The sequence below is a fragment of the Rhizobium sp. GW821-FHT14E12 genome, assembly GCF_058803745.1.
This window is the reverse complement of the sequence record NZ_JBXAPH010000004.1, coordinates 313,071-334,210: the sequence shown is the minus strand read 5'-3', so window position 1 is coordinate 334,210 and position 21,140 is coordinate 313,071. Positions and strand designations below refer to the sequence as shown.

23 protein-coding genes are annotated in these 21,140 nt (G+C 60.9%); 4 read left to right on the top strand and 19 right to left on the bottom strand.

Translation table 11 applies throughout. From position 1 onward, the window contains the following. Positions 1 to 15: 15 nt before the first annotated feature. The 4 genes from AC1RO0_RS18465 to AC1RO0_RS18450 form a co-directional block, all read right to left on the bottom strand. Positions 16 to 786, bottom strand: coding sequence for a hypothetical protein (locus tag AC1RO0_RS18465; protein ID WP_498594280.1), 771 nt, complete (start codon positions 784 to 786; stop codon positions 16 to 18). Between the two features lie 16 nt (positions 787 to 802). After that, complete coding sequence (locus AC1RO0_RS18460; RefSeq protein ID WP_034518861.1) at positions 803 to 1,060, bottom strand: hypothetical protein; 258 nt, start codon at positions 1,058 to 1,060, stop codon at positions 803 to 805. A 103-nt stretch (positions 1,061 to 1,163) separates the two neighbouring features. Then, positions 1,164 to 1,625, bottom strand: a complete 462-nt coding sequence (locus tag AC1RO0_RS18455) for a TIGR02301 family protein (protein WP_498594279.1) — start codon at positions 1,623 to 1,625, stop codon at positions 1,164 to 1,166. A gap of 78 nt (positions 1,626 to 1,703) precedes the next feature. Beyond that, a complete protein-coding gene (locus tag AC1RO0_RS18450; protein WP_498594278.1) occupies positions 1,704 to 2,123 on the bottom strand; it encodes an NUDIX hydrolase in 420 nt (139 codons plus the stop codon). Between the two features lie 149 nt (positions 2,124 to 2,272). On the opposite strand from AC1RO0_RS18450, the gene AC1RO0_RS18445 reads away from it, so the two are divergent. Continuing rightward, positions 2,273 to 2,593 carry a YnfA family protein gene (locus AC1RO0_RS18445; protein WP_498594277.1) on the top strand — a complete coding sequence of 107 codons (321 nt, stop codon included), beginning with the start codon at positions 2,273 to 2,275 and terminating at the stop codon, positions 2,591 to 2,593. 43 nt (positions 2,594 to 2,636) lie between these two features. Further along, the gene (locus tag AC1RO0_RS18440; RefSeq protein WP_498594276.1) at positions 2,637 to 3,401 is read left to right on the top strand and encodes an SOS response-associated peptidase; all 765 of its coding nucleotides are present in this window, start codon (positions 2,637 to 2,639) and stop codon (positions 3,399 to 3,401) included. Between the two features lie 80 nt (positions 3,402 to 3,481). Here AC1RO0_RS18440 and AC1RO0_RS18435 read toward each other — a convergent pair whose 3' ends face one another. From AC1RO0_RS18435 to AC1RO0_RS18410, 6 genes are all read right to left on the bottom strand, one after another. Then, on the bottom strand, positions 3,482 to 3,622 hold the full coding sequence (locus tag AC1RO0_RS18435; protein WP_183692278.1) for a hypothetical protein: 141 nt from the start codon (positions 3,620 to 3,622) through the stop codon (positions 3,482 to 3,484). 269 nt (positions 3,623 to 3,891) lie between these two features. Next, the gene (pssA, locus tag AC1RO0_RS18430) at positions 3,892 to 4,752 is read right to left on the bottom strand and encodes a CDP-diacylglycerol--serine O-phosphatidyltransferase (protein WP_047464663.1); all 861 of its coding nucleotides are present in this window, start codon (positions 4,750 to 4,752) and stop codon (positions 3,892 to 3,894) included. Between the two features lie 20 nt (positions 4,753 to 4,772). Continuing rightward, positions 4,773 to 5,471 carry a phosphatidylserine decarboxylase gene (locus AC1RO0_RS18425; protein WP_047464666.1) on the bottom strand — a complete coding sequence of 233 codons (699 nt, stop codon included), beginning with the start codon at positions 5,469 to 5,471 and terminating at the stop codon, positions 4,773 to 4,775. 233 nt (positions 5,472 to 5,704) lie between these two features. Next, positions 5,705 to 6,403: an acid phosphatase gene (locus AC1RO0_RS18420; protein WP_498594275.1), complete on the bottom strand. Its 699-nt coding sequence runs from the start codon at positions 6,401 to 6,403 to the stop codon at positions 5,705 to 5,707. 74 nt (positions 6,404 to 6,477) lie between these two features. Further along, a complete protein-coding gene (locus AC1RO0_RS18415) occupies positions 6,478 to 8,364 on the bottom strand; it encodes an ABCB family ABC transporter ATP-binding protein/permease (protein ID WP_498594274.1) in 1,887 nt (628 codons plus the stop codon). A 198-nt stretch (positions 8,365 to 8,562) separates the two neighbouring features. Continuing rightward, positions 8,563 to 10,590 carry a LysM peptidoglycan-binding domain-containing protein gene (locus AC1RO0_RS18410; protein WP_498594273.1) on the bottom strand — a complete coding sequence of 676 codons (2,028 nt, stop codon included), beginning with the start codon at positions 10,588 to 10,590 and terminating at the stop codon, positions 8,563 to 8,565. Between the two features lie 155 nt (positions 10,591 to 10,745). Between AC1RO0_RS18410 and AC1RO0_RS18405 the strand changes: the two genes are divergently transcribed. Further along, on the top strand, positions 10,746 to 11,369 hold the full coding sequence (locus tag AC1RO0_RS18405) for an LOG family protein (protein WP_498594272.1): 624 nt from the start codon (positions 10,746 to 10,748) through the stop codon (positions 11,367 to 11,369). Positions 11,370 to 11,467: 98 nt separating this feature from the next. Then, positions 11,468 to 11,809, top strand: a complete 342-nt coding sequence (locus AC1RO0_RS18400) for a hypothetical protein (RefSeq protein ID WP_498594271.1) — start codon at positions 11,468 to 11,470, stop codon at positions 11,807 to 11,809. A gap of 54 nt (positions 11,810 to 11,863) precedes the next feature. Here AC1RO0_RS18400 and rarD read toward each other — a convergent pair whose 3' ends face one another. From rarD to purF, 9 genes are all read right to left on the bottom strand, one after another. After that, positions 11,864 to 12,775, bottom strand: a complete 912-nt coding sequence (rarD, locus tag AC1RO0_RS18395; protein ID WP_498594270.1) for an EamA family transporter RarD — start codon at positions 12,773 to 12,775, stop codon at positions 11,864 to 11,866. A 111-nt stretch (positions 12,776 to 12,886) separates the two neighbouring features. After that, on the bottom strand, positions 12,887 to 14,503 hold the full coding sequence (gene cimA, locus AC1RO0_RS18390; RefSeq protein ID WP_498594269.1) for a citramalate synthase: 1,617 nt from the start codon (positions 14,501 to 14,503) through the stop codon (positions 12,887 to 12,889). A gap of 77 nt (positions 14,504 to 14,580) precedes the next feature. Then, positions 14,581 to 15,540: a prolyl aminopeptidase gene (pip, locus tag AC1RO0_RS18385; protein ID WP_498594268.1), complete on the bottom strand. Its 960-nt coding sequence runs from the start codon at positions 15,538 to 15,540 to the stop codon at positions 14,581 to 14,583. Then, the gene (locus tag AC1RO0_RS18380; protein ID WP_498594267.1) at positions 15,537 to 16,013 is read right to left on the bottom strand and encodes a GFA family protein; all 477 of its coding nucleotides are present in this window, start codon (positions 16,011 to 16,013) and stop codon (positions 15,537 to 15,539) included. Before AC1RO0_RS18380 ends, pip begins: the two co-directional genes overlap by 4 nt. Continuing rightward, positions 16,006 to 16,497 (bottom strand): GFA family protein, encoded by a 492-nt coding sequence (locus AC1RO0_RS18375; RefSeq protein ID WP_498594266.1) that lies wholly within the window; start codon positions 16,495 to 16,497, stop codon positions 16,006 to 16,008. The genes AC1RO0_RS18380 and AC1RO0_RS18375 overlap by 8 nt, the downstream gene beginning before the upstream one ends. Beyond that, complete coding sequence (locus AC1RO0_RS18370; protein ID WP_498594265.1) at positions 16,494 to 16,973, bottom strand: GFA family protein; 480 nt, start codon at positions 16,971 to 16,973, stop codon at positions 16,494 to 16,496. The genes AC1RO0_RS18375 and AC1RO0_RS18370 overlap by 4 nt, the downstream gene beginning before the upstream one ends. After that, the gene (gene cysS / locus AC1RO0_RS18365; RefSeq protein ID WP_498594264.1) at positions 16,970 to 18,361 is read right to left on the bottom strand and encodes a cysteine--tRNA ligase; all 1,392 of its coding nucleotides are present in this window, start codon (positions 18,359 to 18,361) and stop codon (positions 16,970 to 16,972) included. Before cysS ends, AC1RO0_RS18370 begins: the two co-directional genes overlap by 4 nt. 359 nt (positions 18,362 to 18,720) lie before the next feature. Beyond that, positions 18,721 to 19,461: an SDR family NAD(P)-dependent oxidoreductase gene (locus tag AC1RO0_RS18360; protein WP_498594263.1), complete on the bottom strand. Its 741-nt coding sequence runs from the start codon at positions 19,459 to 19,461 to the stop codon at positions 18,721 to 18,723. 70 nt (positions 19,462 to 19,531) lie between these two features. Beyond that, positions 19,532 to 21,016, bottom strand: a complete 1,485-nt coding sequence (gene purF / locus AC1RO0_RS18355) for an amidophosphoribosyltransferase (protein ID WP_498594262.1) — start codon at positions 21,014 to 21,016, stop codon at positions 19,532 to 19,534. Positions 21,017 to 21,140 lie beyond the last annotated feature (124 nt).

The following is a 21,140-nucleotide window of genomic DNA, read 5'->3' as shown; positions in this document are numbered from 1 at the left end:
AGTTCTGCGGCCGGATCATTCGCCGGAGGTGAAGAATTTCCACTTGCCGTCCGGCGTGATGCCGACGCGGTAGAAATTGTAACCACCGAACTCCAGCATGTCGGAGAAATCGCCGGCGGTGACGATCCGCATCAGGTCGACCTTTTCCGGCGCGGTCAGGGTCTTGATGTCCTTCTCGGCGAAATAGGGCCAGACATACATTTCGTTCGGCGTTCCCTGGCCGACATGGGCGCAGGCGCTCGACAGGATATCGAGGAGGATGGAGAGGATCTCGATGCCGTCGGAATCGCCGGAGAGATCATGCAGCGTCTTGATCGGATCTTCGCCCGGATCGTCCGCCGTTACCTGTGTCTGGTTGAGGCCGCCGCCGATATTCATCAGCGGGCGCAGACGCTCGAGATCACCGGAAGCTGCCGCCTCGACGATGGTCTCCCTCAGCTTGCGCACCGGTTCCGGCACCTTGCTGATATCGTAGATGATCTCTACTGACTTAGCGTTGTTCGAGGCATCGCCGGCGGTCGCGTTGCTGTTGGGCTGCCCTGCCTGGCTCTTGACCAGCGGGTCCGGCATTGGAAGAGCCTTGGAGGGCGCTTCAAGCGCCTGCTCGATCGGCTTGTCATTGTTCTGCTGCGCGGGCTTGCTTGCAGCACCTGGCTGAGCGGCGGGCGGGTTTATCAGCGAGAAGGCGAGGGCTGGCAGCGGCTGGGCAAGGCTGCCGAAAAACATGGTCGCAGCGGCAAGCGAGGCAATGGAACGTCGAAACTCACTGCCCGGTACGATATGCATAAGGGATCTCTGGCTGTTATTGCAGGGTGCGGTTCGGAGAGAATTCACCAGCAAGCATGCGTTCCCTAAGCGATTCGAGCAAGGCCTCGGCGCCCTGTTCCCCATGAATGCGAATAGTCTCGCGGATGGCATGGGCAATAGCGGCGTCGGCAATGATCTCCGGCTCGATGCCATCGGCCATTCCGTCGGCCCAAGCTTCGTTCTGGTATTCCAGCGCTGCCTGCATCTTTTCGTGGACAATCATGTCGTCGATTTCGTTCAGGCTGGCTTCCATTGATTCTTCCTTAAGACGTTCATGTCCTTACCGCTTGATTAACGACTTTATCAGCCTTTTCCTAAAACGACACGGCTCGGTACGAAAAGGGGTTAATAAATCGTCAATTTCCAAAGCGAGCGGTTATTTCTGTCGCAAGTGTTGCACCTTCGTTACGGTATCGCTCCTCGGCGACAACGGCCTGCGAGGTGCAATTTGTGTAAACCGACGCAAAGGATCTGTATCCACGGTTGAACGCGGCGGTCAGTCTTTCCTTGCGTTTCGGCTCGTTCTTGGTCTCGGTATCGAGCAATTGCTGCATGCCGACCCGCCAACCATCTTCCGTGGCGGGGTTGCAGAGGTTGCGCAGATAGTTGACCGATCCGAGGATTTCGGAGAGCCGTAAAAGCTGGTCGTCATAGGGCGTCGGTTGCTCGGTCTCGCCACTATTGCCGGGTGCCTGTCCCTGCGGAACGGTCGTCGCCGACTGCGCAAACGCCGGAAATGCGGCCGCAAGCGCGGCGCAGATCACAAGCGGATGAATGAGGCGACGATGAATCATGTGTTCAATTGATACGGCAAGCATGACGGGAACAAGGCGAAATGCGCGCTTTCCACCCCGTTATTGTTAAGCATCGTTAACGCCGGAGCCCGGCTGATCCCATCAGTCGCGGGTTGTGGCGATCCTCTCGACGCATTCGAGCACACTTGCGGGAACGGGCAGGGCGCGGATCTCCTCCAGCGAATACCAGCCGATCGCGGCGGCATCGTCGGCAGCTTCGGCGGTCGCTTCTTCGTCTGCATCCACCTGAAAGACGGACAGGAGAAAGTGACTGGTGAGCGTCCTATCTGCTGCATGGCTTCTGAGGTCGTAAGTCTCGAACAGGCGGGGATTGCGGGCTGATATCCCCGTCTCCTCCTCGAACTCCCGCAACGCCGTTTCCGCCGGCGTTTCACCATCCTCGGCCCGCCCGCCCGGAAAGGCATACATATCGGCGGACGGCGGATTGCGGCGCAGGACCAACAGGAAGCGGCCGTTGCGTTCAAGGATGGCGGAGGAAGCGGGTTGGGGGATGGAGGTCATGGGTCTTCGGATTTTGAGGGAAGTATCAGGCGGCGATGGAAGCTTTGAGCGCCGACAAGATACGGCTCTTGTTGCGCCGGATGAAAGCCCTTTTACTCGCAAATGAAAACGACGATTCGAGACCGCGGCCCGCGCTGCTGGAAATCATGATGACCTACGCACTCTATGCCCTTGCCGCGCTGGCAGAAATTGCCGGCTGTTTCGCCTTCTGGGCATGGCTGCGGCTGGCAAAGCCGATCTGGTGGCTGGCGCCCGGCCTGGTGTCACTGGCGCTGTTCGCCTGGCTTTTGGCGCTGGTGCCGAGCGATGCGGCGGGGCGCACCTACGCGGCCTATGGCGGCGTCTATATCGTCGCCTCCATTCTCTGGCTTTGGCTGGCCGAGGGGCGGTTGCCCGATCGTTGGGATATTTCCGGTGCCGCCGTCTGCCTTGCGGGCGGTGCCATCATTCTCTTCGGCCCGCGCGGCTGACCTTCTCCTTGACCCGGCGCTTTCAGGGTGCAAAACAAGCCCTATGTGCGGACGCTTTGCATTGACATCGACGCCGGAATACGTGGGCGAAGCGCTGGGCGTCCTGCTGAGCGAAGGCTTTCCCGCGCGCTATAACATCGCGCCGACACAGCCGATCCTCGTCGTCATCTCGGGCGATAGACAGGAGCGGGGCAGCAATCTGCCGGATCGTCGCGCTGTGTTGGTCCGCTGGGGTTTTACGCCCGCCTGGGTGAAGGATCCGAAGGAATTTCCGCTGCTGATCAATGCGCGTGCCGAAACCGCGATCGGCAAGGCTTCATTCCGCGCGGCCATGCGGCATCGGCGCATTCTGATCCCCGCCTCGGGCTTCTACGAATGGCGTCGTCCTTCCAAGGAGAGCGGCGAGAAGTCGCAGCCCTATTGGATACGTCCGCGCAATGGCGGCGTTATCGCCTTTGCCGGCCTGATGGAGACATGGGCATCGGCCGATGGATCGGAGGTCGATACCGGTGCTATCCTGACGACGGCTGCGAACAGAGCGATGCGTCCCATTCACGATCGCATGCCCGTCGTCATCAAGCCGGAGGATTTTGCCCGCTGGCTCGATTGCAAGACACAGGAACCGCGCGAGGTTCTCGATCTGATGGCACCGGTTCAGGAGGATTTCTTCGAGGCGATCCCGGTTTCGGATCGCGTCAACAAAGTCGCCAATATGGGACCTGACTTACAGGAGCCGGTAACGATAGAGGCTCCGACCAAGCCGTCGAAGAAGTCGGACCCCGGCGATGGCCAGTTGAACCTCTTCTGAACGGCTTCGTGTCGAGATCGGCGCTGCCACAAGCCGCTGTTAACAGTCGGCTCCCCCTGGCTGGCGAATAAAGTCTGGTCTTAGGCGATCTTCTTTTTCATCGGCTTGGTCTTCAGCATCAGATGTGCTGCTAGAACGGCCTTCAGGCCGAGCGGACGATAAAGCAAGCTGGGATCGATCTTTGCCTGCGGTTGTGCCGCTTCGTCTTTCTTCGTGGTCATGGGTTACTCCTCACCTTGTTCCCGCTGGTGTTTCCTGAATCACCAAACTGCTTTGCTAATGTGTCGTAAATCATGACAAATCAAAGGCGTTTGCCGATCAGCTTTTGTAAACACCGACCATATTTCGCGAGATGAGGGCGAAATTTCCGTATTTTCCTAATCTACCCAGGGTATTAATTCTTCATTAACCATCTTCACGCTTTGCGTGAACCGTCGCAACCAATCGTCCAACGAGACGAGCGGCACGTCGAGCCATACCGGCTTTTTGGCTAGATATGCCGACCGATATCGTCGTTGGAATCGTCGACGTCGGGATCGGCTGGACCGTTGATGGTGAAGGTGCCGTATTTGCGCGCCCAGGAACGGGCGCCGAGCGGCAGCGACAGCAGGTAGGCAATGACGGTCACGACCATGACATGCCAAGTGTAGCTCATCAGCAGCGCCACATAGACGACGATTGCCAGCATGGCCGGCAGCACGAGATCGCGGCGAATGCCATTACCTCCCGTTTTGCCGGACCAGACGGGCAGGCGGCTGACCAGCAGGAAGCCGATCAGTACGGTATAAGCGGCACCCCAATACGCAAAAGTCCTGGTGGGTTCCACACCCAGAAAACCGAGGTAGACCGGCAGCAGCACCAGCATGGCTCCGGCCGGCGCCGGCACGCCGACGAAATATTCCGACTGCCAGGACGCCTTGTGCTCGCGCTCCGCCATGACGTTGAAGCGGGCAAGGCGCAAGCCGGCGGCGATGGTGTAGATCAGGGCTGCGATCCAGCCGAGCGAGCGTGCCTGATCCAAGAGGAAGACATAGACGACAAGCGCCGGCGCTACACCGAAATTGACGATGTCGGCAAGCGAATCCATCTGCGCGCCGAATTTGGACGTGGCCTTCATCAGCCGCGCCACGCGTCCGTCGACGCCATCGAGGAAGGCGGCGACCAGCACGGCAACCACGGCGAGCTCATAGCGATTTTCGAAAGCGAGACGGATGCCGGTCAGGCCCGCGCAGATCGCCAGGACGGTGATCATGTTCGGCACCATCAGCCGCAATGGAATTTCCCGCAGGCGCGGCCCGCGCGCCTCGTCATTGGGACCATTCGGCTCGAAGGGCGGAAAAGGCGTCTTCATCGTGCTCGTTTCCTTGGGGCTCAGCTGCGGCGGCTAACGGTCGGGCCTTTTGGCGAGCCAAATTCGGCGATTACGGTTTCGCCGGCGATCGCCCTTTGACCGACCGCGACGCGCGGCTCGGCGCCTGCGGGAAGGAAGACATCGAGGCGCGAACCGAAGCGGATCAGACCGATGCGCTCACCGGCATCGAGCGGCTCGTTGACGTTGACGAAGCAAAGGATGCGGCGGGCAACGAGGCCGGCGATCTGCACGACGCCGATTTCGCCATGCTTGGTTTCGATCGTAAGACCGTTGCGCTCATTCTGCTCGCTGGCCTTATCCAGCTCCGCATTGAGGAAGCTGCCCTGGCGATAGGCGATATTGGTGATGCGGCCACGCATCGGCGAGCGGTTCACATGGCAGTCGAAGACATTCATGAAGATCGACACGCGCAGCATCGGCTCTGTGCCGAGATTGAGCTCGGCCGGCGGCGTTACCATCTGGACGCCGGAAACCTTGCCGTCGGCGGGCGATATGGCGAGATCGTCGTCCTGTGCCGTCATGCGCTCGGGGTCGCGGAAGAAATAGGCGCACCAGAGCGTCAGGATCAGGCCGATCCAGAAGAGCGGCTTGAAGACCCAGCCGAGAACCAGCGATGCAACAAAGAAGCCTGCGACGAAGGGATAGCCTTCCTTGTGCACGGGGACGATTACGTTGCGGACGCTATTCAACAAGCTCATCGATGGCGGGCTCCTATGATTGCCAGTTGACGGTGACTACAGGCAAAAGCCGTCATGGGCAATGGTTTCGCGCAGTCACCCCCAGGCGAAACCGGCTGGGTGACGCCTGCATTCCGAAACGCATGATCACGCGCAAGCTGTTGTGGCACTGAAAGGACTGTTGCGACGGCAAATGAAAAGCCGCCGGAAGATGGTCCGGCGGCTTGTTATGCCAGTGCTGTGGTCAGCGAAGATCAGAGGCCGAGGGCGGCCCGCAGCTCTTCCCTGGCGGCCTCATATTCGGCCTTGTAGTCCTCATGCGTGGTGATGGTCTGAGCGATGACCGTACCCGCGATGCGGCCGGCCTCGATGTCGGTGGCGTAGTGGATGCCGCCGACGATGCGGTTGTGGCCGTATTCCCAGGCGCGGGTCATGATGGCAGCCTTCTTTTCCGGCACCATGTTCGACAGCACGATACCCATCAGCGTTCCGAGCGTCGTGTGGCCGGACGGATAGGAACCGGACTTCGACAGCGGCACGATCGGCTTGACGAGATCGCTGTAGAGATGCGGACGCGGGCGCTTCCAGACATCCTTGGCCGGATCGACGACGGCGCCTTCGGTTTCGACGATGCGATCGAAGAAGGCCGAGAACTTCGGAAGGTTTTCCTTGGTGAACTTCGGATTGTCGATGACGTCGGAGAAGCGCCAGACGTTTTCCTCGGCGTCGGCAACGGCGCGGGCCGCCATGTCCGGGGTGCGGGTCACCTGCAGCGTCAGGATTTCTCCCAGCTCGGCTTTGGTCTGGGCCGAGTCATTGGCCGGCGGTGGGGGCAGGAGATTCAGGAGGTTGACCTCCTTGTTGTCGGTAAACGGCTTGGCGTCGTCGGCGAAGACCGGCGCGGCAAGACCGACGGCGAGAAGAAGGGTAAAGGTTCTGGCGAGATTGCGCATTCGGGGGGCCTCTTCGAATGAGTGACCGCTCTCGCTATCAAGCGAGCATCTCAGTCTCATGACAGCCGCGTGCTTCAGCGTGCCGGCGCCAGCCGGTTGACGACGCCGAGGTCGTCGTTCTCGCGCACCTGCTTTAGATGTTCTTCGGCCTGTGTCGCTTCGCGCTGGCGGTTCCACATCGAGGCGTAGAGGCCGTTCTGTTCCAGAAGGGCGGCATGCGTGCCGCGCTCGGCGATCTCGCCGCTTTTCAGCACGATGATTTCGTCGGCGCCGATGACGGTGGAGAGCCGGTGGGCGATGACCAGCGTCGTGCGGTTTTTCGAAACGACATCGAGGGCCGTCTGGATTTCCTGCTCGGTCGTGGAGTCCAGCGCCGAGGTCGCCTCGTCGAGGATGAGCACCGGCGGAGCCTTGAGAACGGTGCGGGCAATGGCGACGCGCTGCTTTTCGCCGCCGGAAAGCTTCAGGCCGCGCTCACCGACCTTGGTCTCGAAACCTTCGGGCAACTGGCTGATGAAGTTTCCGATCTGGGCGATCTCGGCTGCTGCCGTCACCTCCGCTTCGCTCGCGCCGGGCCGGCCATAGCGGATGTTGTAGGCGATGGTGTCGTTGAAGAGCACGGTGTCCTGCGGCACCATGCCGATCACCTTGCGCAGGCTCTTCTGCGTCACTGTGCGCAGATCCTGACCGTCGATGGTGATCGTACCGCTCTGGACATCGTAGAAGCGATAAAGCAGCCGCGACAGGGTCGACTTGCCGGCGCCCGAGGGACCGACGACGGCGACCGTCTTGCCGGCGGGTACTTCGAACGAGATACCTTTCAGGATCGGCCGGGCGGCGTCGTAGGCGAAATGTACGTCCTTGAAGGAGATGGCGCCGTGGTCGATGACAAGTTCCTTGGCGTCAGGCGCGTCAGTGACTTCCGGCTTGACTTCCAGCAGGTCGAACATCTCCTCGATGTCGGTCAGGCCCTGGCGGATTTCGCGATAGACGAAGCCGATGAAGTTGAGCGGTACAGAGAGCTGCAGCAGCATGGCATTGATGAACACGAAGTCGCCGACCGTCTGGTGGCCGTTGAGAACAGCCCAGCCGGAGACGACCAACATGACCGTGGTGCCCAGCCCGAAGATCACGCCCTGGCCGAAGTTCAGCCAGCCCAGCGATGTCCAGACACCGGTGGCTGCCTTCTCGTAACGCGCCATCGACTGGTCGAAGCGCTTGGCCTCCATCTCCTCGTTGCCGAAATATTTGACCGTCTCGAAGTTCAACAGTGAATCGATCGCCTTGGTGTTGGCGTCCGTATCGCTCTCGTTCATCGTCCGGCGAATGGAGATGCGCCAGTCGCTCGCCTTGACGGTGAACCAGATATAGAGCCAGACCGTGACCGCCGTGATGGCGAGATAGGAAAAGCCATAGCCACGCCAGAAGATGATGGCGGTCAGCAGGAACTCGACGAAGGTCGGGAGGGTGTTGAGAATGGTGAAACGGACGATCGTCTCGATGCCCTTGGTGCCGCGCTCGATGACGCGCGATAGGCCACCGGTCTTGCGTTCGAGATGAAAGCGCAGCGACAGTTCGTGAATATGCACGAAGGTCCGGTAAGCGAGCTGGCGCACGGCATATTGGCCGACGCTGGCAAACAGCGAGTCGCGCAGCTGGTTGAGGCCGAGCTGGATGAGGCGCGTGACGTTGGTGGCGATGATCAGCGCGATGGCGCCGACCATGAAGGCCGGCAGGATGCCCTGCATGTCCAGCTTGCCGTTGAGGGCGTCGACGGACCATTTGAAGAAATAGGGGACCAGCAGCAGGAAGAATTTCGAGATCAGCAGGTAGACGGTTGCCCAGACAACCCGCATCTTCAGGTCCATGCGCCCCGTCGGCCACATATAGGGCCAGAGATTGATAAGCGTATTCAATGGATTGCTGGAATCCGCCGATATGGTTTTCTTGCGGTCTGCCATGTCCGTCTCCGGCGAATATGTGAGGCAGCCGGGCAACGGCGCGCAGTCGCGCAGCCTGGCTGGAAAGGCCCGGTCGGATCATGACCAGGGCAATGGGGTTGGAGGCAGGCTTATACCATTTTTATGGCAGGTAAAAGCAATGGCCAGGCGCTGATTGCGCCTGGCCATATCGTGTCGATCTGTCGTGAAGCGTGCCTTTTACAGGTGCCCGCCCGAAAGCCGCTTGCGGTGCAGCTCTTCGGCATTCGGCAGCGCGTCCTTCGGCAGGCCGAAGACCTGGCCCGGCAGGATGCGGTCCGGATTGTTGATCTTGTCTTCGTTGGCGATATAGATCGTCGTGTAGCGCACGCCCGCGCCGTAAATGCGGCGGGAGATCTGCCAGAGCGTATCGCCACGGCGGATGATGACCGCATTGGTATCCTGCGATAGCGGTGCCTGCTCGAGGGTCTTCGGGCCACCGCCATTGGAGGCGGATTCGGCGCTTGCCGGTGCGGCTTTTTCCGGCTTGGCGACGGCGGCGATCATCTGATCGAGATTGGGCAGCGCATCGCCAACCGACTTCGGATCCTTCGGCAGGGCCTGCAGCGCGGACAGCGCCTTGAGTGCCGCGTTCGAGGCATCCGTGGCCGCCTGTTTCAGCGCCGCATTCGCATCGATCGTCGGACGGAATTCCGAAAGGGACTTGAGCGCGATTTCCGTTCCCGAGCGGGCGGCGGCGAGCTGCTCGGCATTCGGCTGCTTGCCATCGGCGAACAGGCCCTTGAGCAGGGAGAAGGCCCTGGAGGCGTTCTCCGTCAGTTTGCCGAGTTCGCCTTCATCAAGCGGCACCATTGTGGTGGCCGCAGGACTGCCGCTGGCACCGGCAGCCGCTGGTGTCTGTGCCGCAACGGTCACCTGATTGCCTGCGGGGCGGGTGAAGTTGACACTGGTGCGGACCACCACGTCGCCATTGGCGCCGAGGACATCCACACGAATCTTGTGATCGCCGACCGCCAGGGGCAACGTGCCGTCGACGACGAAGTGTCCATCGGCTCCGGCCGTGATTTCGCCGATCAGCTTGTCGTCGGCATAGGCGCGGACCTTGGCGTTCGGCTTGGTCGTTCCGGCAACGAAGATGCGGTCATTCTCGATCTCGACCGCATTGACCATGACGTCCGGCTCGCCGCTGGATGTTGCGGCAGGCGGGCTGCCGGCAGCCGGATTGGCAGAGGCGACGGCGGCATTATCCTGCGGTTTGACGTCAGTCGCAGTTGCCGGCGCGTTGGCGGCCGTTGTCTGTTCGCCCGAAGTGACGCGTCCCTGCTTGGACGATGGCGCGGTGATGATGCGGCTTGCCGCGCCAGGCTTGGAAACCATGGCAAGAAGCTGGCTCTTGTCGTCCTTCGGAACCGAAACGGTGGCGACTTCTTCCGATGTCACGGCCTTGCCGTCCTTGCCGGTTGCGCGCAGGGCCAGTTCATGGTCACCGGGCGGCAGCGGATTGTCGAGCACGGCAACGAAATCGCCGGTCGGCCCGACCTGGGTCGTCGTCACAACCTTGTCGCCATCGACGATTTCCAGCTTGGAATTTGGCTCGGCCGAGCCGGCGATGACGGTGGAGCCATCGGGCTCGACACGCAGCACGTCGAAGGATGGCGTCGAGGGTCCGGCTGCGGCCTGTGTCTGCGGTGCGGCCTGGCCGGTCAGCGCCGCCAGCGCCTTGTCGATTGCGGCATTGGCATCGGCAATATTTTCCGGAAGTGACTGGATGATGGCGAGCGCCTTGCCGGCGCCGTCATGCGCCTTGTCGACCAGGGCGGTCGTGGTGGCGTCCGTCCCTTGGGGAACGGTAAAGCCGACGACCGCTTGCAGCGCTGTGATCACCTTCGTCTTGGCGGCTGCGAATATATCCTCGCTCGGACCCTTGCCGTCCTTGAAGAGCGCCTTGAGATCGGCGAGGGAGGCGGTCGCCGCGCCGCTGAGATCGGTGAGCTTCTTGACGACATCGGCGGCATTGATTGCGGTCGCAGCAGCGTCCTGCGTTGCTTCGCTTGCCTTCTGCGCCGCATCGTCAGCTTTTTGCGCGCTCTCCGTAATCGTATTCTTTACCGCGTCACTGGCTTGATTGACGGCGTCGCCAATCGGCTTTTTGTCGCCGTTGATGCGCGGCATCACGAAAAAGACCATCAGCAGGGTCGCAATTACCAGCACCAACAGAGCCAGCCAGCCGGCACGGTTCTTCATCATCATTCATCTCCAAGCGGCGGCATCGTCCCCACTCTTGAAATTGCTAACGATTTCGCCTGCTTTTACAAGCTTTCTCAGCCATTTCCGCATGTTCTGGCACAAGTTTTCTTGTGAAAATTCTTGACTGAGCATCTGCAGCATAGTTGTTTGCATTCATGACCGAAGATTCTGCACCAATTCGATCCATTTGCGTCTATTGCGGCTCAAGGCCGGGACGCGATCCTGCTCACATGACCGCGGGCCGCGAGCTTGGCAAAAGCATCGCCGAAAGCGGGCTGCGCCTCGTCTACGGCGGCGGAACGAAGGGCATCATGGGCGCTGTGGCAAGCGGTGTCCTGTCGCATGGCGGCAAGGTCACCGGCATCATTCCGGAGTTCCTCGTCGATATGGAAGCGACACGCCATTCGCTCGGCCAGCTGGACGAGCTCATCATAACCCCGGACATGCACACGCGCAAACACGGCATGTTCGAGCGCGCCGACGCTTTCGTGGCCTTGCCGGGCGGCATCGGCACGCTGGAGGAGATTGTCGAGATCATGACCTGGGGCCAGCTCGGCCGTCATGAGAAGCCGATGGTCTTTGCCAATATCAACGGTTTCTGGGACCCGATGATGGAACTGATCCGCCACATGACGGAAGAGGGCTTCATCCATACGAGCCACCGCGTTCAGCCGCTGGTGATCGACCAGATTGCCGACATCATCCCGGCGATCCGCAAGCATGCCGCCGAAGCGCAGGGACCGCGCGATGGCGAAGAGGCGGTTATCTCAAAGCTCTGATTGTAGAGCAGGACTTTGGTGCTAAGTATCGAAGCTTGCTGACCGAATGCGATCGGGTAACATACGGCTCAGTTCTATCTCGAAATGAGAGATCTAATATGTGGCCGATCTTCAAGACGTTGTTATCTGGCTCGAAGTTGTTAAACGTGACGGCCGGGGAGATCATTCTCACTACTTCGCAAGAAAGCGGTGTCTCCCGCCACTCGTTTTTCGAATGGCGTGTCAAAGAATCCATTGATAAATCCGACGTCTTTATCGCCGTTAAAATGCGGCCCGACAGCTATGCGGGACCGGAAGGTGCTGTCAAAAATTATATCAACTTCGATGTTGATACGGCCGTTAGGCTTCGCGATAGCTTGAATGAGTGCATCGAGTTTGCGCGCAAATATCAAGAGGCTCGCGAAGGCGCCTCGGGTGTTTCGGATAGCAACCAACGCTAACGAAATCGCGTAATTGCGGTCAGAAGCGCGGTTTAGCTGTCCTGCTTGATGTGCCTAACGCGCCCGGCTCTGACGCAGCATTGACCAGCTATAAAGCACCAGCCCCGCCCAGATCAGCGAGAAGGCAGTCATCTGCGTCGTACCGAAAGGCTCCTTGAACAGGAAGATGGCGATCAGGAAGATCATGGTCGGCGCGATGTACTGCATGATGCCGATGGTGGAGAGCTTCAGCAGCTTCGCCCCATTGGCGAAGATCATCAGCGGCAGGGCGGTTACCAGGCCGCAACCGAGCAGAAGCGCCGTATCCGAGATGCCCGTGCGGTAGAGATGGCCTTCGCCGCGCGTTTCCAGATAGAGGATGTAAATCGCAGCCGGAATGCAAAGGAGCAGCACCTCCAGGAAGAAGCCCTGGTTTGCCCCGACAGGCAGCGTCTTGCGGAAAAAGGCATAGAAACCCCAGGATAAGGTCAGCGTCAGCGCCACCCAGGGCACGGTGCCGGCCTCGATGGTCAGGATGACCACTGCCGCCGCTGCAAGGCAGATCGCGGCGATCTGTAGCGGTGCCAGCTTCTCCTTCAACAGCAGGGCGCCGAGGGCGATGCTGAACAGCGGATTGATGAAATAGCCGAGCGCCGCGTCGAGCGAATGTCCGGCGCTGATCGCCCAGACATAGGTTCCCCAGTTGATGGTCACCAGCGTCGCCGTCAGCGATACCATGGCGACCGTGCGCGGACTGCTGAGCGCCGCCTTGATGTCGCCCATGCGACCGAGCGCCAGAAGCACGACACCGGCAACGGGTACGGACCATAAAATACGATGGGCGACGACCTCCGTGGCGGGAATATGCGCCAAGGCCTTCATGTAGAGCGGCAGGACGCCCCAAAAAAGGTAGGCCGTCAGCGCGAAGCCGAAGCCGCGCAGGCTGTCCTCGTTCTTAACGTCAGGTGCGACCGTATCGGTAGCCATTGGTGTTTCCCGTCCTAATATTTTTTCTTTAGGACGGAACTACTCCAAAGCGCGGGGCAGGGCCAATTCATTTCCTTGACGGCATGGTCAAGGTTTTTGATGGGCGGCGGATTACTCCGCCGCGATTTTGCCCGCCATATGCCGGTTCTTCATCAGCTTGTAGATGACGGAATCCATCAGCGCCTGGAACGAGGCGTCGATGATGTTTTCCGAAACGCCGACCGTCCACCAGCGCACGCCGTCGCTATCGGTGGATTCGATCAGGACACGGGTCACGGCTCCCGTACCGCCGTTGAGGATACGCACCTTGAAGTCGGCCAGCTCCAGATCGTCGATCTCATGCTGGTATTTGCCGAAATCCTTGCGCAGCGCCAGATCGAGCGCATTGACCGGGCCGTCGCCTTCGGCAACCGACATGATGGTCTGGCCATCGATGATCATTTTGACCACAGCTTCCGAGACGGTCTTCACCCGGCCGTGGGAATCGAAACGGCGCTCGACCATGACGCGGAAGCCCTCGACGGCAAAGAATTCCGGAATGGTGCCGAGCGTGCGGCGCGCCAGAAGCTCGAAGCTGGCGTCTGCGCCTTCGTAAGCATAGCCCGTGGCTTCCCGTTCCTTGACGATCTGGATCAGCCGGTCGAGCTTCGGGTCGTCCTTGCCGACCTCGATGCCGCGCCGCTTCAGCGCATTGATGAAATTCGACTTGCCGCCCTGGTCGGAGACCATCACCTTACGGAAATTGCCGACGCTTTCCGGCGGCACATGCTCGTAGGTGCGCGGGTCCTTCAGCAGCGCCGAGGCATGGATGCCGGCCTTGGTCGCAAAGGCGGAAGCGCCGACATAGGGCGCCTGATGGTCCGGCGAGCGGTTCAACAGCTCATCGAAGGCATGCGACAGTCCGGTGAGGCCAAGCAGCCGTTCGCCGTCGATCGCCGTTTCGAAGCGCTCGCTATAGGTTCTCTTCAAGGCCAATGTCGGGATCAGCGTGATCAGGTTGGCATTGCCGCAGCGCTCACCGATGCCGTTGAGCGTCCCCTGGATCTGCCGCACGCCGGCTTCGACGGCGGCAAGCGAGTTGGCGACCGCCTGGCCGGTATCGTTATGAGCATGAATGCCAAGACAGTGCCCCGGAACGCCCTCAGCGATCACGGCCTCGACGATGGCGCGCACTTCCGGCGGCTGCGTGCCGCCATTGGTGTCGCAGAGCACGACCCAGCGTGCCCCGGCCTCGTATGCCGTCTTGGCGCAGGCCAGCGCATAGGTCGGGTTGGCCTTATAGCCGTCAAAGAAATGTTCGCAGTCGACTAGCGCTTCCTTGCCCGCGCCGATAGCCGCCTTGACGCTTTCGGCAATGCTTTCGAGGTTTTCCTCGTTGGTGCAGCCAAGCGCGACCTTGACGTGATAGTCCCAGCTCTTGGCGACAAAACAGATGGCATCGGCCTTGGCTTGCAGGAGGGTCGCCAGGCCCGGATCGTTGGAGGTGGAAACGCCGGCGCGCTTGGTCATGCCGAAGGCGACGAAGGAGGCTGTCTGCGTCCTCTTCTCGTTGAAGAAGGCGGTATCGGTCGGGTTCGCGCCGGGATAACCGCCCTCGACATAATCGAGGCCGAATTCATCCAGCATGGTGGCGATCGAAATCTTGTCCTCGACCGAAAAGTCGATGCCGGGCGTCTGCTGCCCGTCGCGCAAGGTCGTGTCGAAGAGATAGATTTTTTCGCGTGTCATACTATTTCCTCCGGCGAGCCGGTTTCTTCTTGCTCAGTCACTCCCTTTCCCCGTTAACGGGAGAAGGCCTTTTGGGATCAAATTTTCCCGGCAAACTTATCCGTCGCGCGGATCAGCTGGTCGAGGATACCGGGCTCGGAATAGGCATGGCCCGCGCCTTCGATCAGATGAAATTCCGCTTTCGGCCATGCCTTGTGCAGCGCCCAGGCATATTTGGCCGGGCATGGCATGTCGTAGCGGCCATGGACGATGGCGCCGGGAATGTCCTTCAGCTTGTGGGCATCGCGCAGCAGTTGGCCTTCTTCCAGCCAGCCGTCATTGACGAAGAAGTGGTTCTCGATGCGCGCGAAGGCATGCGCGAATTCCGCATCTTCGAACGGCGTGCTGGTCGCAGGGTCCGGCAGAAGCGTGATGGTCTCACCCTCCCAGATCGCCCAGGCCTTGGCGGCCTCGAGGCGCGTGGCCTTGTCCTCATGCGTCAGCCGACGGTGATAGGCGGCCATCATCTCGTGGCGCTCTTCCGGCGGGATTGGCGCTAAGAAGCGCTCCCATTTTTCCGGGAACATTTCCGAGACGCCGAACTGATAATACCAGTCGAGCTCCGCCTTCGTCAGGGTATAGATGCCGCGTACGACCAGTTCCGAGACATGCTCCGGATGGGTTTCCGCATAGGCGAGCGCCAGCGTCGATCCCCAGGAGCCGCCGAACACCAACCACTTGTCGACCCCCGCCATCTCGCGCAGCCGTTCGATATCATCAACCAGATGCCAGGTGGTGTTGGCTTCCAGCCCCGCATGCGGAGTGGACTTGCCGCAGCCACGCTGGTCGAACAGCGTCACGTCGTAGAGCGCCGGATCGAACAGACGGCGATGGCTCGGCGAGATGCCGCCGCCGGGGCCGCCGTGCAGGAAGACAGCCGCCTTGGCGCCGGGTGTGCCGACGCGTTCCCAATAGATGACATGGCCGTCGCCGACATCGAGATGGCCGGAGGCGTAGGGCTCGATTTCCGGGTAAAGCGTGCGCAACACTTCCGTCATATTTTCAGCCCTTCCGAGGGCCAGATATCGGTGTCGTGGTCTGGGTGCTGGAAGGAGATGATCCGCTCCTGCTGGGCATAGAAATCCGGATCCTGATGCACCGGCTGCTGGAATATGGTTTCGACCCAGGGCAGGCGCGAAGCGTGGTTCACCTGGATCTGCGGCGCCAGATCGTCGCGCTCGTCGAAGGCGCCGATGGCGATCTCCAGGCCGCCGGGATGGCGATAAGTCAGCGGCGTGCCGCAATTCTCGCAGAAGCCGCGCTCGATGTTGACCGAGGACTGGAAATAGGTCGGTTCGCCGCGCGTCCAGTCCAGCTTGCCATCCGGTGCGGTCACCAGAGCGGAGAAGAAGCTACCGAACTGTTTTTGGCACATGCGGCAATGGCAGATCGAGGGGCGGCCGAGTTGACCGCGAATGCGAAACCGCACCGCACCGCACTGGCATCCGCCGCTTCTGGTGACTTCAGTCATGGCTCTTCTCCTGTGGCCAGGTTTGGGTATCGTGATCGGGATGCTGATGGTTGGACGAGCGGATCGCCTCGGTGCGCTCGGCCTCATCTTCATCCGCCTCCACCGGAAGCACATCCAGCGCATCGAACCACGGCATCTTTGCCGCCAGATTTGATTGCGCAACCGGCTGCACCGCCATCGGCTCGTCCAGCGAGCCAAGCGTTACATTGATGGAATCCGCGCCCGGAATGTCATAGAACAACGGCGTGCCGCAGGTGCCGCAAAAGCCGCGGCGCACGAGATCGGATGAATGAAACCACGAGGGCTCACCGCGCGTCAGCTCGAAATCCGTAAGCATTGCGCTGCCAAGCGGCAGAGCGTAATTGCCGGAGGCTTTCTGGCACATGCGGCAATGGCAGAGATGCGGATAGCCAAGCGCACCGGCGGTTCGATAGCGAACCGCGCCGCATTGGCATCCACCACTATATCCCGCCGCTATCGTCATTGACCTGTCTCCTGTGGCCATGCTGCCGTATCGTGATCCGGATGCTGATAGGACACAAGCTCCAGCACGAAGGGCGCCTGTTCCGCATCCTCTTCCGTGCGGTGGCCCGGCAGCAGATGCAGCCCGTCGACAAAGCCGATCTTGCCTTCCGTGCCAAACTGCACCACCGGCGGCAACAACGAGGGTTCATCGAAGGCGCCTGCCGCCACTGCCACGCCATCCGGCGCCTCATAGGTCAGCGGCGTGCCGCAATCGCCGCAGAAACCGCGCTCGACGAAATTTGACGACCGGAATGTCTTCCGCTCCCCCCGCGTCCAGGCAAGCTCAGCACCGCGCGTCGAGACCAGCGGCGCATAATAGGCGCCAAAGGCTTTCTGGCACATCCGGCAATGACAGATCGACGCGTCCTTGAGTTCGCCCCGCACCCGGAAACGAACCGCACCGCACTGACAGCCGCCGGTGTAGATCACACTCACCGTTTGACCTCCCAAGTCGTGATGCGCTCGCCCGTTGCCGAATCCTTGCCATCCTTCAGCTGAATGCCCATTGCCGTGAGCTCTTCACGAAGCTTATCGGCCTCGGCAAAGTTCTTCGCCTTCAGCAGTTCCAGCCGCGCTTGCACCCGCCGATCGATCTCCGAAGCGACGGCGTCGTCCATCTCGATCTTTTCGGGCAATAGGCCCAGCAATGCCGCGCTTGCTGCAAACACAGGCAAGATGCTGGCATCGGCATTGGCGGCTTGCGCCAGGGCGTGCAGCGCCTGGATGGCAACGACAGTGTTGAGGTCGTCGGCAAGGGCGGCCAGCACAGTGGCGTCCGGCTTGGCATTACCGATATCCGCCGCCGGCCACTTGGCGAGAAGCCGTTCGGCCTCTTCCAGCCGCTTCACGGAGAAGTCGATCGGTTCGCGGTAGTGCGTCATCAGCATGGCAAGGCGCAGCACTGCGCCCGGCCAGGTCCGGCCACCGAGTTTCTCCGTCTGCAGCAATTCGTAGATGGTGACGAAATTGCCTTCGGATTTCGACATCTTGCGGCCTTCGACCTGCAGGAAGCCGTTGTGCATCCAGACATTCGCCATCACATTAGTGCCATGGGCGCAACGCGACTGGGCGATCTCGTTCTCATGGTGCGGGAAAATCAGATCCAGACCGCCGCCATGAATGTCGAAGACGTCGCCGAGATAGCGGCCGCTCATGGCCGAGCACTCGATGTGCCAGCCAGGACGGCCACGGCCCCAGGGGCTTTCCCAGCCGGGCTCGTTGTCGGCGGATAGCTTCCAGAGGACGAAGTCGCCGGGGCTCTTCTTATGGGCGTCGACGGCGATGCGGGCGCCGGCCTGCTGCTCGTCGAGATTGCGCTTCGAGAGCTGGCCGTAATCGGCCATGGATTTTGTGTCGAACAGCACTTCGCCCGCCGCCTGATAGGCATGGCCCCTGGCGATCAGCTTTTCGATGATCTCGATCATTTGCGCGATATTGTCCGTCGCCCGCGGCTGCACCGTCGGCTCCAGGCAACCGAGGGCAGTCGTATCCTGATAGTACTGCGTCTCGGTCTTCTCGGTGACCAGACGGATCGCCTCGTTCAGTGGCAGGCCGGGATGATCGCGCAGTGCCCGCGCGTTGATCTTGTCATCGACGTCGGTGATGTTGCGTGCATAGGTGACGTGGCTTTCGCCATAGACCTGCCTGAGCAGCCGGAAGAGCACATCGAAGACGATGGCCGGGCGCGCATTGCCGATATGGGCAAAATCATAGACGGTCGGGCCGCAGACATACAGGCGCACATTCTCGCGGTCGATCGGCTGGAAGTCGACCTTTTCGCGCATCAGCGTGTTGTACAGCTTCAGTTGTGGCTCGGTACCCATTTCATTCTCCCAAAGGCATAAATCCGAAAAATATCGTCACCGGCAGGCCGGGGCGTTTGTCATCTTGGATTTTGGGAGACGAAAACGGCCAGGCCAGCGAAACGCTAGCGAATAATTTTCCGGCAGATAATGCAGATAACCGTTTTCATGGCAGGCTTTATCGCTCGACTATGGTGATTGGTCAAGAGCCCAATCTCTCCTTCTCCCCTCGGGGAGAAGGTGGCCCGAAGGGTCGGATGAGGGGGACGATGAGCGCTAGCTCGGAGCGGCATGAGCGATAGAGAAGAGCAACCCTTACGGTGCAACGCCCCCCTCAACCCGAGCTTCGCTCGACCTTCTCCCCGAGGGGAGAAGGTGTTCTATTCCGGCATCCGATAATCGACGAGCTTGTTCTCGCGCACGACGAAGAGCTTGCCGGTTTCCGTCACATCCGGACCGGCGAGCGGCAGGATGGCTTGCGCCACTTCGCGGGGATGCGGCAGCGTATCCGGATCTTCGCCCGGCATAGCCTGGGCGCGCATGGCGGTGCGGGTGGCGCCGGGGTCGACGCTGGTGATGCGCAGCGGTGTGCTTTGGGTTTCGCCTGCCCAGGTGCGGGCAAGCGCCTCGACGGCGGCCTTGGACGCCGAGTAGGCGCCCCAGAACGGCCGGCAGCGATGGGCGGCAGCAGACGACAGGATGATGGCGCGGCCGGCGTCTGAGCGCATCAGCAGCGGTTCGACCGAGCGGATCAGCCGCCAGGTCGCGGTAACGTTGACCGTCATCACCTTTTCGAACACCTTGGCCTCGATATGGCCGATCGGTGAGATGACGCCGAGCACGCCGGCATTGGCGACGAGAATATCGAGCTTGCCCCAGCGCTCGAAGATCGAGGCGCCGAGCGCATCGATTGCATTCATGTCGGCGAGATCGAAAGGTACAAGCGTCGTGGACCCGCCGACAGCCTTGATGGCGTCGTCGAGTTCCTCAAGGCCGCCCACCGTGCGGGCGCAGGCAATCACATGCGCGCCGGCCTTGGCCAGTTCCAGTGCGGTGAAATAGCCGATACCGCGCGATGCGCCGGTAACGAGGGCGATCTTGTCCTTGAGATTGACGCTCATGCTGCCTGGATCCGAATGCTCTGGGGAAGGAAAGAGGCGAAGACACGCCCCTTATCAGCAGTTACCGGGGTCAGCCGTTGCTGGCAAGCATGGAGAGCTTGCGCACATTGCTGGTGCTTTCCCGGTCGAGCAGACGGGTCGGATAGTCGCCGGTGAAATAATGGTCGGTGAACTGCGGCTGCGCATTGTCGCGCGGCGTGCCGCCGACGGCGCGATAGAGGCCGTCGATCGACAGAAACGCCAGCGAGTCCGCACCGATGAAATCGCCCATCGCCTTCAGGCTATTGTACTGATTGGCGAGCAGCTTTTCGGCATCAGGCGTGTCGATGCCGTAGAAATCCGGATGGAAGATCATCGGGCTGGCGACGCGGACATGCACTTCAAGGGCGCCGGCGTCGCGGATCATCTGCACGATTTTCACCGAGGTGGTGCCGCGCACGATGGAATCATCCACGAGAATGACGCGCTTGCCTTCGATGATGGCGCGATTGGCGGAATGCTTGAGCTTGACGCCGAAAGCGCGGATCTGCTGCGTCGGCTCAATGAAGGTGCGGCCGACATAATGGTTGCGGATGATGCCGAGCTCAAAGGGAATGCCGCTTTCCTGCGCATAGCCGATAGCCGCCGGCGTGCCGCCATCCGGCACGGGGACGACGACATCGGCCTCGACGGGGGCTTCTCTGGCAAGGTTGATGCCCATGTTCCGGCGGGTGACATAGACGTTGCGACCGCCGACCACGGAATCTGGACGGGCGAAATAGACATATTCGAACAGGCAGAGCCGCTCGGGCTTGGTGACCTCAGGCTTGCGGGCATCGATGGTGATCGAACCGTCGGGCTGGATCTCGCAGATGACGACTTCGCCGTTTTCGATGTCGCGGACGTATTTGGCGCCGATGATGTCCAGCGCGCAGGTTTCCGAACAGAAGATCGGCTTGCCGTCGAGCTCACCCATCACCAGTGGCCGAATGCCGATCGGGTCGCGCGCCGCGATCAATTTCGTGCGCGTCATCGCGAGCATCGAATAGCCGCCTTCCATCTGGCGGATTGCATCGATGAAACGGTCGGAGGAGGAGGCCTGCTTGGAGCGGGCAATGAGATGGAGGACGACTTCGGTGTCTGACGTCGCCTGAAAGATCGCACCGTCGGCGATCAGCTGCCGGCGCATGGTCAGACCGTTGGTGAAATTGCCGTTGTGAGCGATCGCGATGCCGCCGACTTCCAGTTCCGCAAACAGCGGCTGCACGTTGCGCAGGATGGTTTCGCCCGTCGTCGAGTAGCGCACATGGCCCATCGAGCGGTCGCCGGGCAGGCGGGCCAGCGTTGCTGGATCGGTGTAGTGATCGCCGACGAGACCCATGCGCCGTTCGGAGTGAAAGCGCTGACCATCGAAGGAGACGATGCCGGCTGCTTCCTGGCCGCGATGCTGAAGAGCATGCAGGCCGAGCGCCGTCAGCGTCGCCGCGTCCGGGTGGCCGAGAATGCCGAATACGCCGCACTCTTCATGCAGCGTATCGCCGTCGATATCATCCTCGATGGAAAGGGAATGGGTCATGGCTGCAGGACCTTTGCTCTCAACATGGGTGGGTCGGGGCGGCATCGCGACTGAATGCAAAAATAGCTGAAAATCCGGCCGGAAAGATTATCGGGCCGGATCTTCGGTTTTCATGGCGTTCACA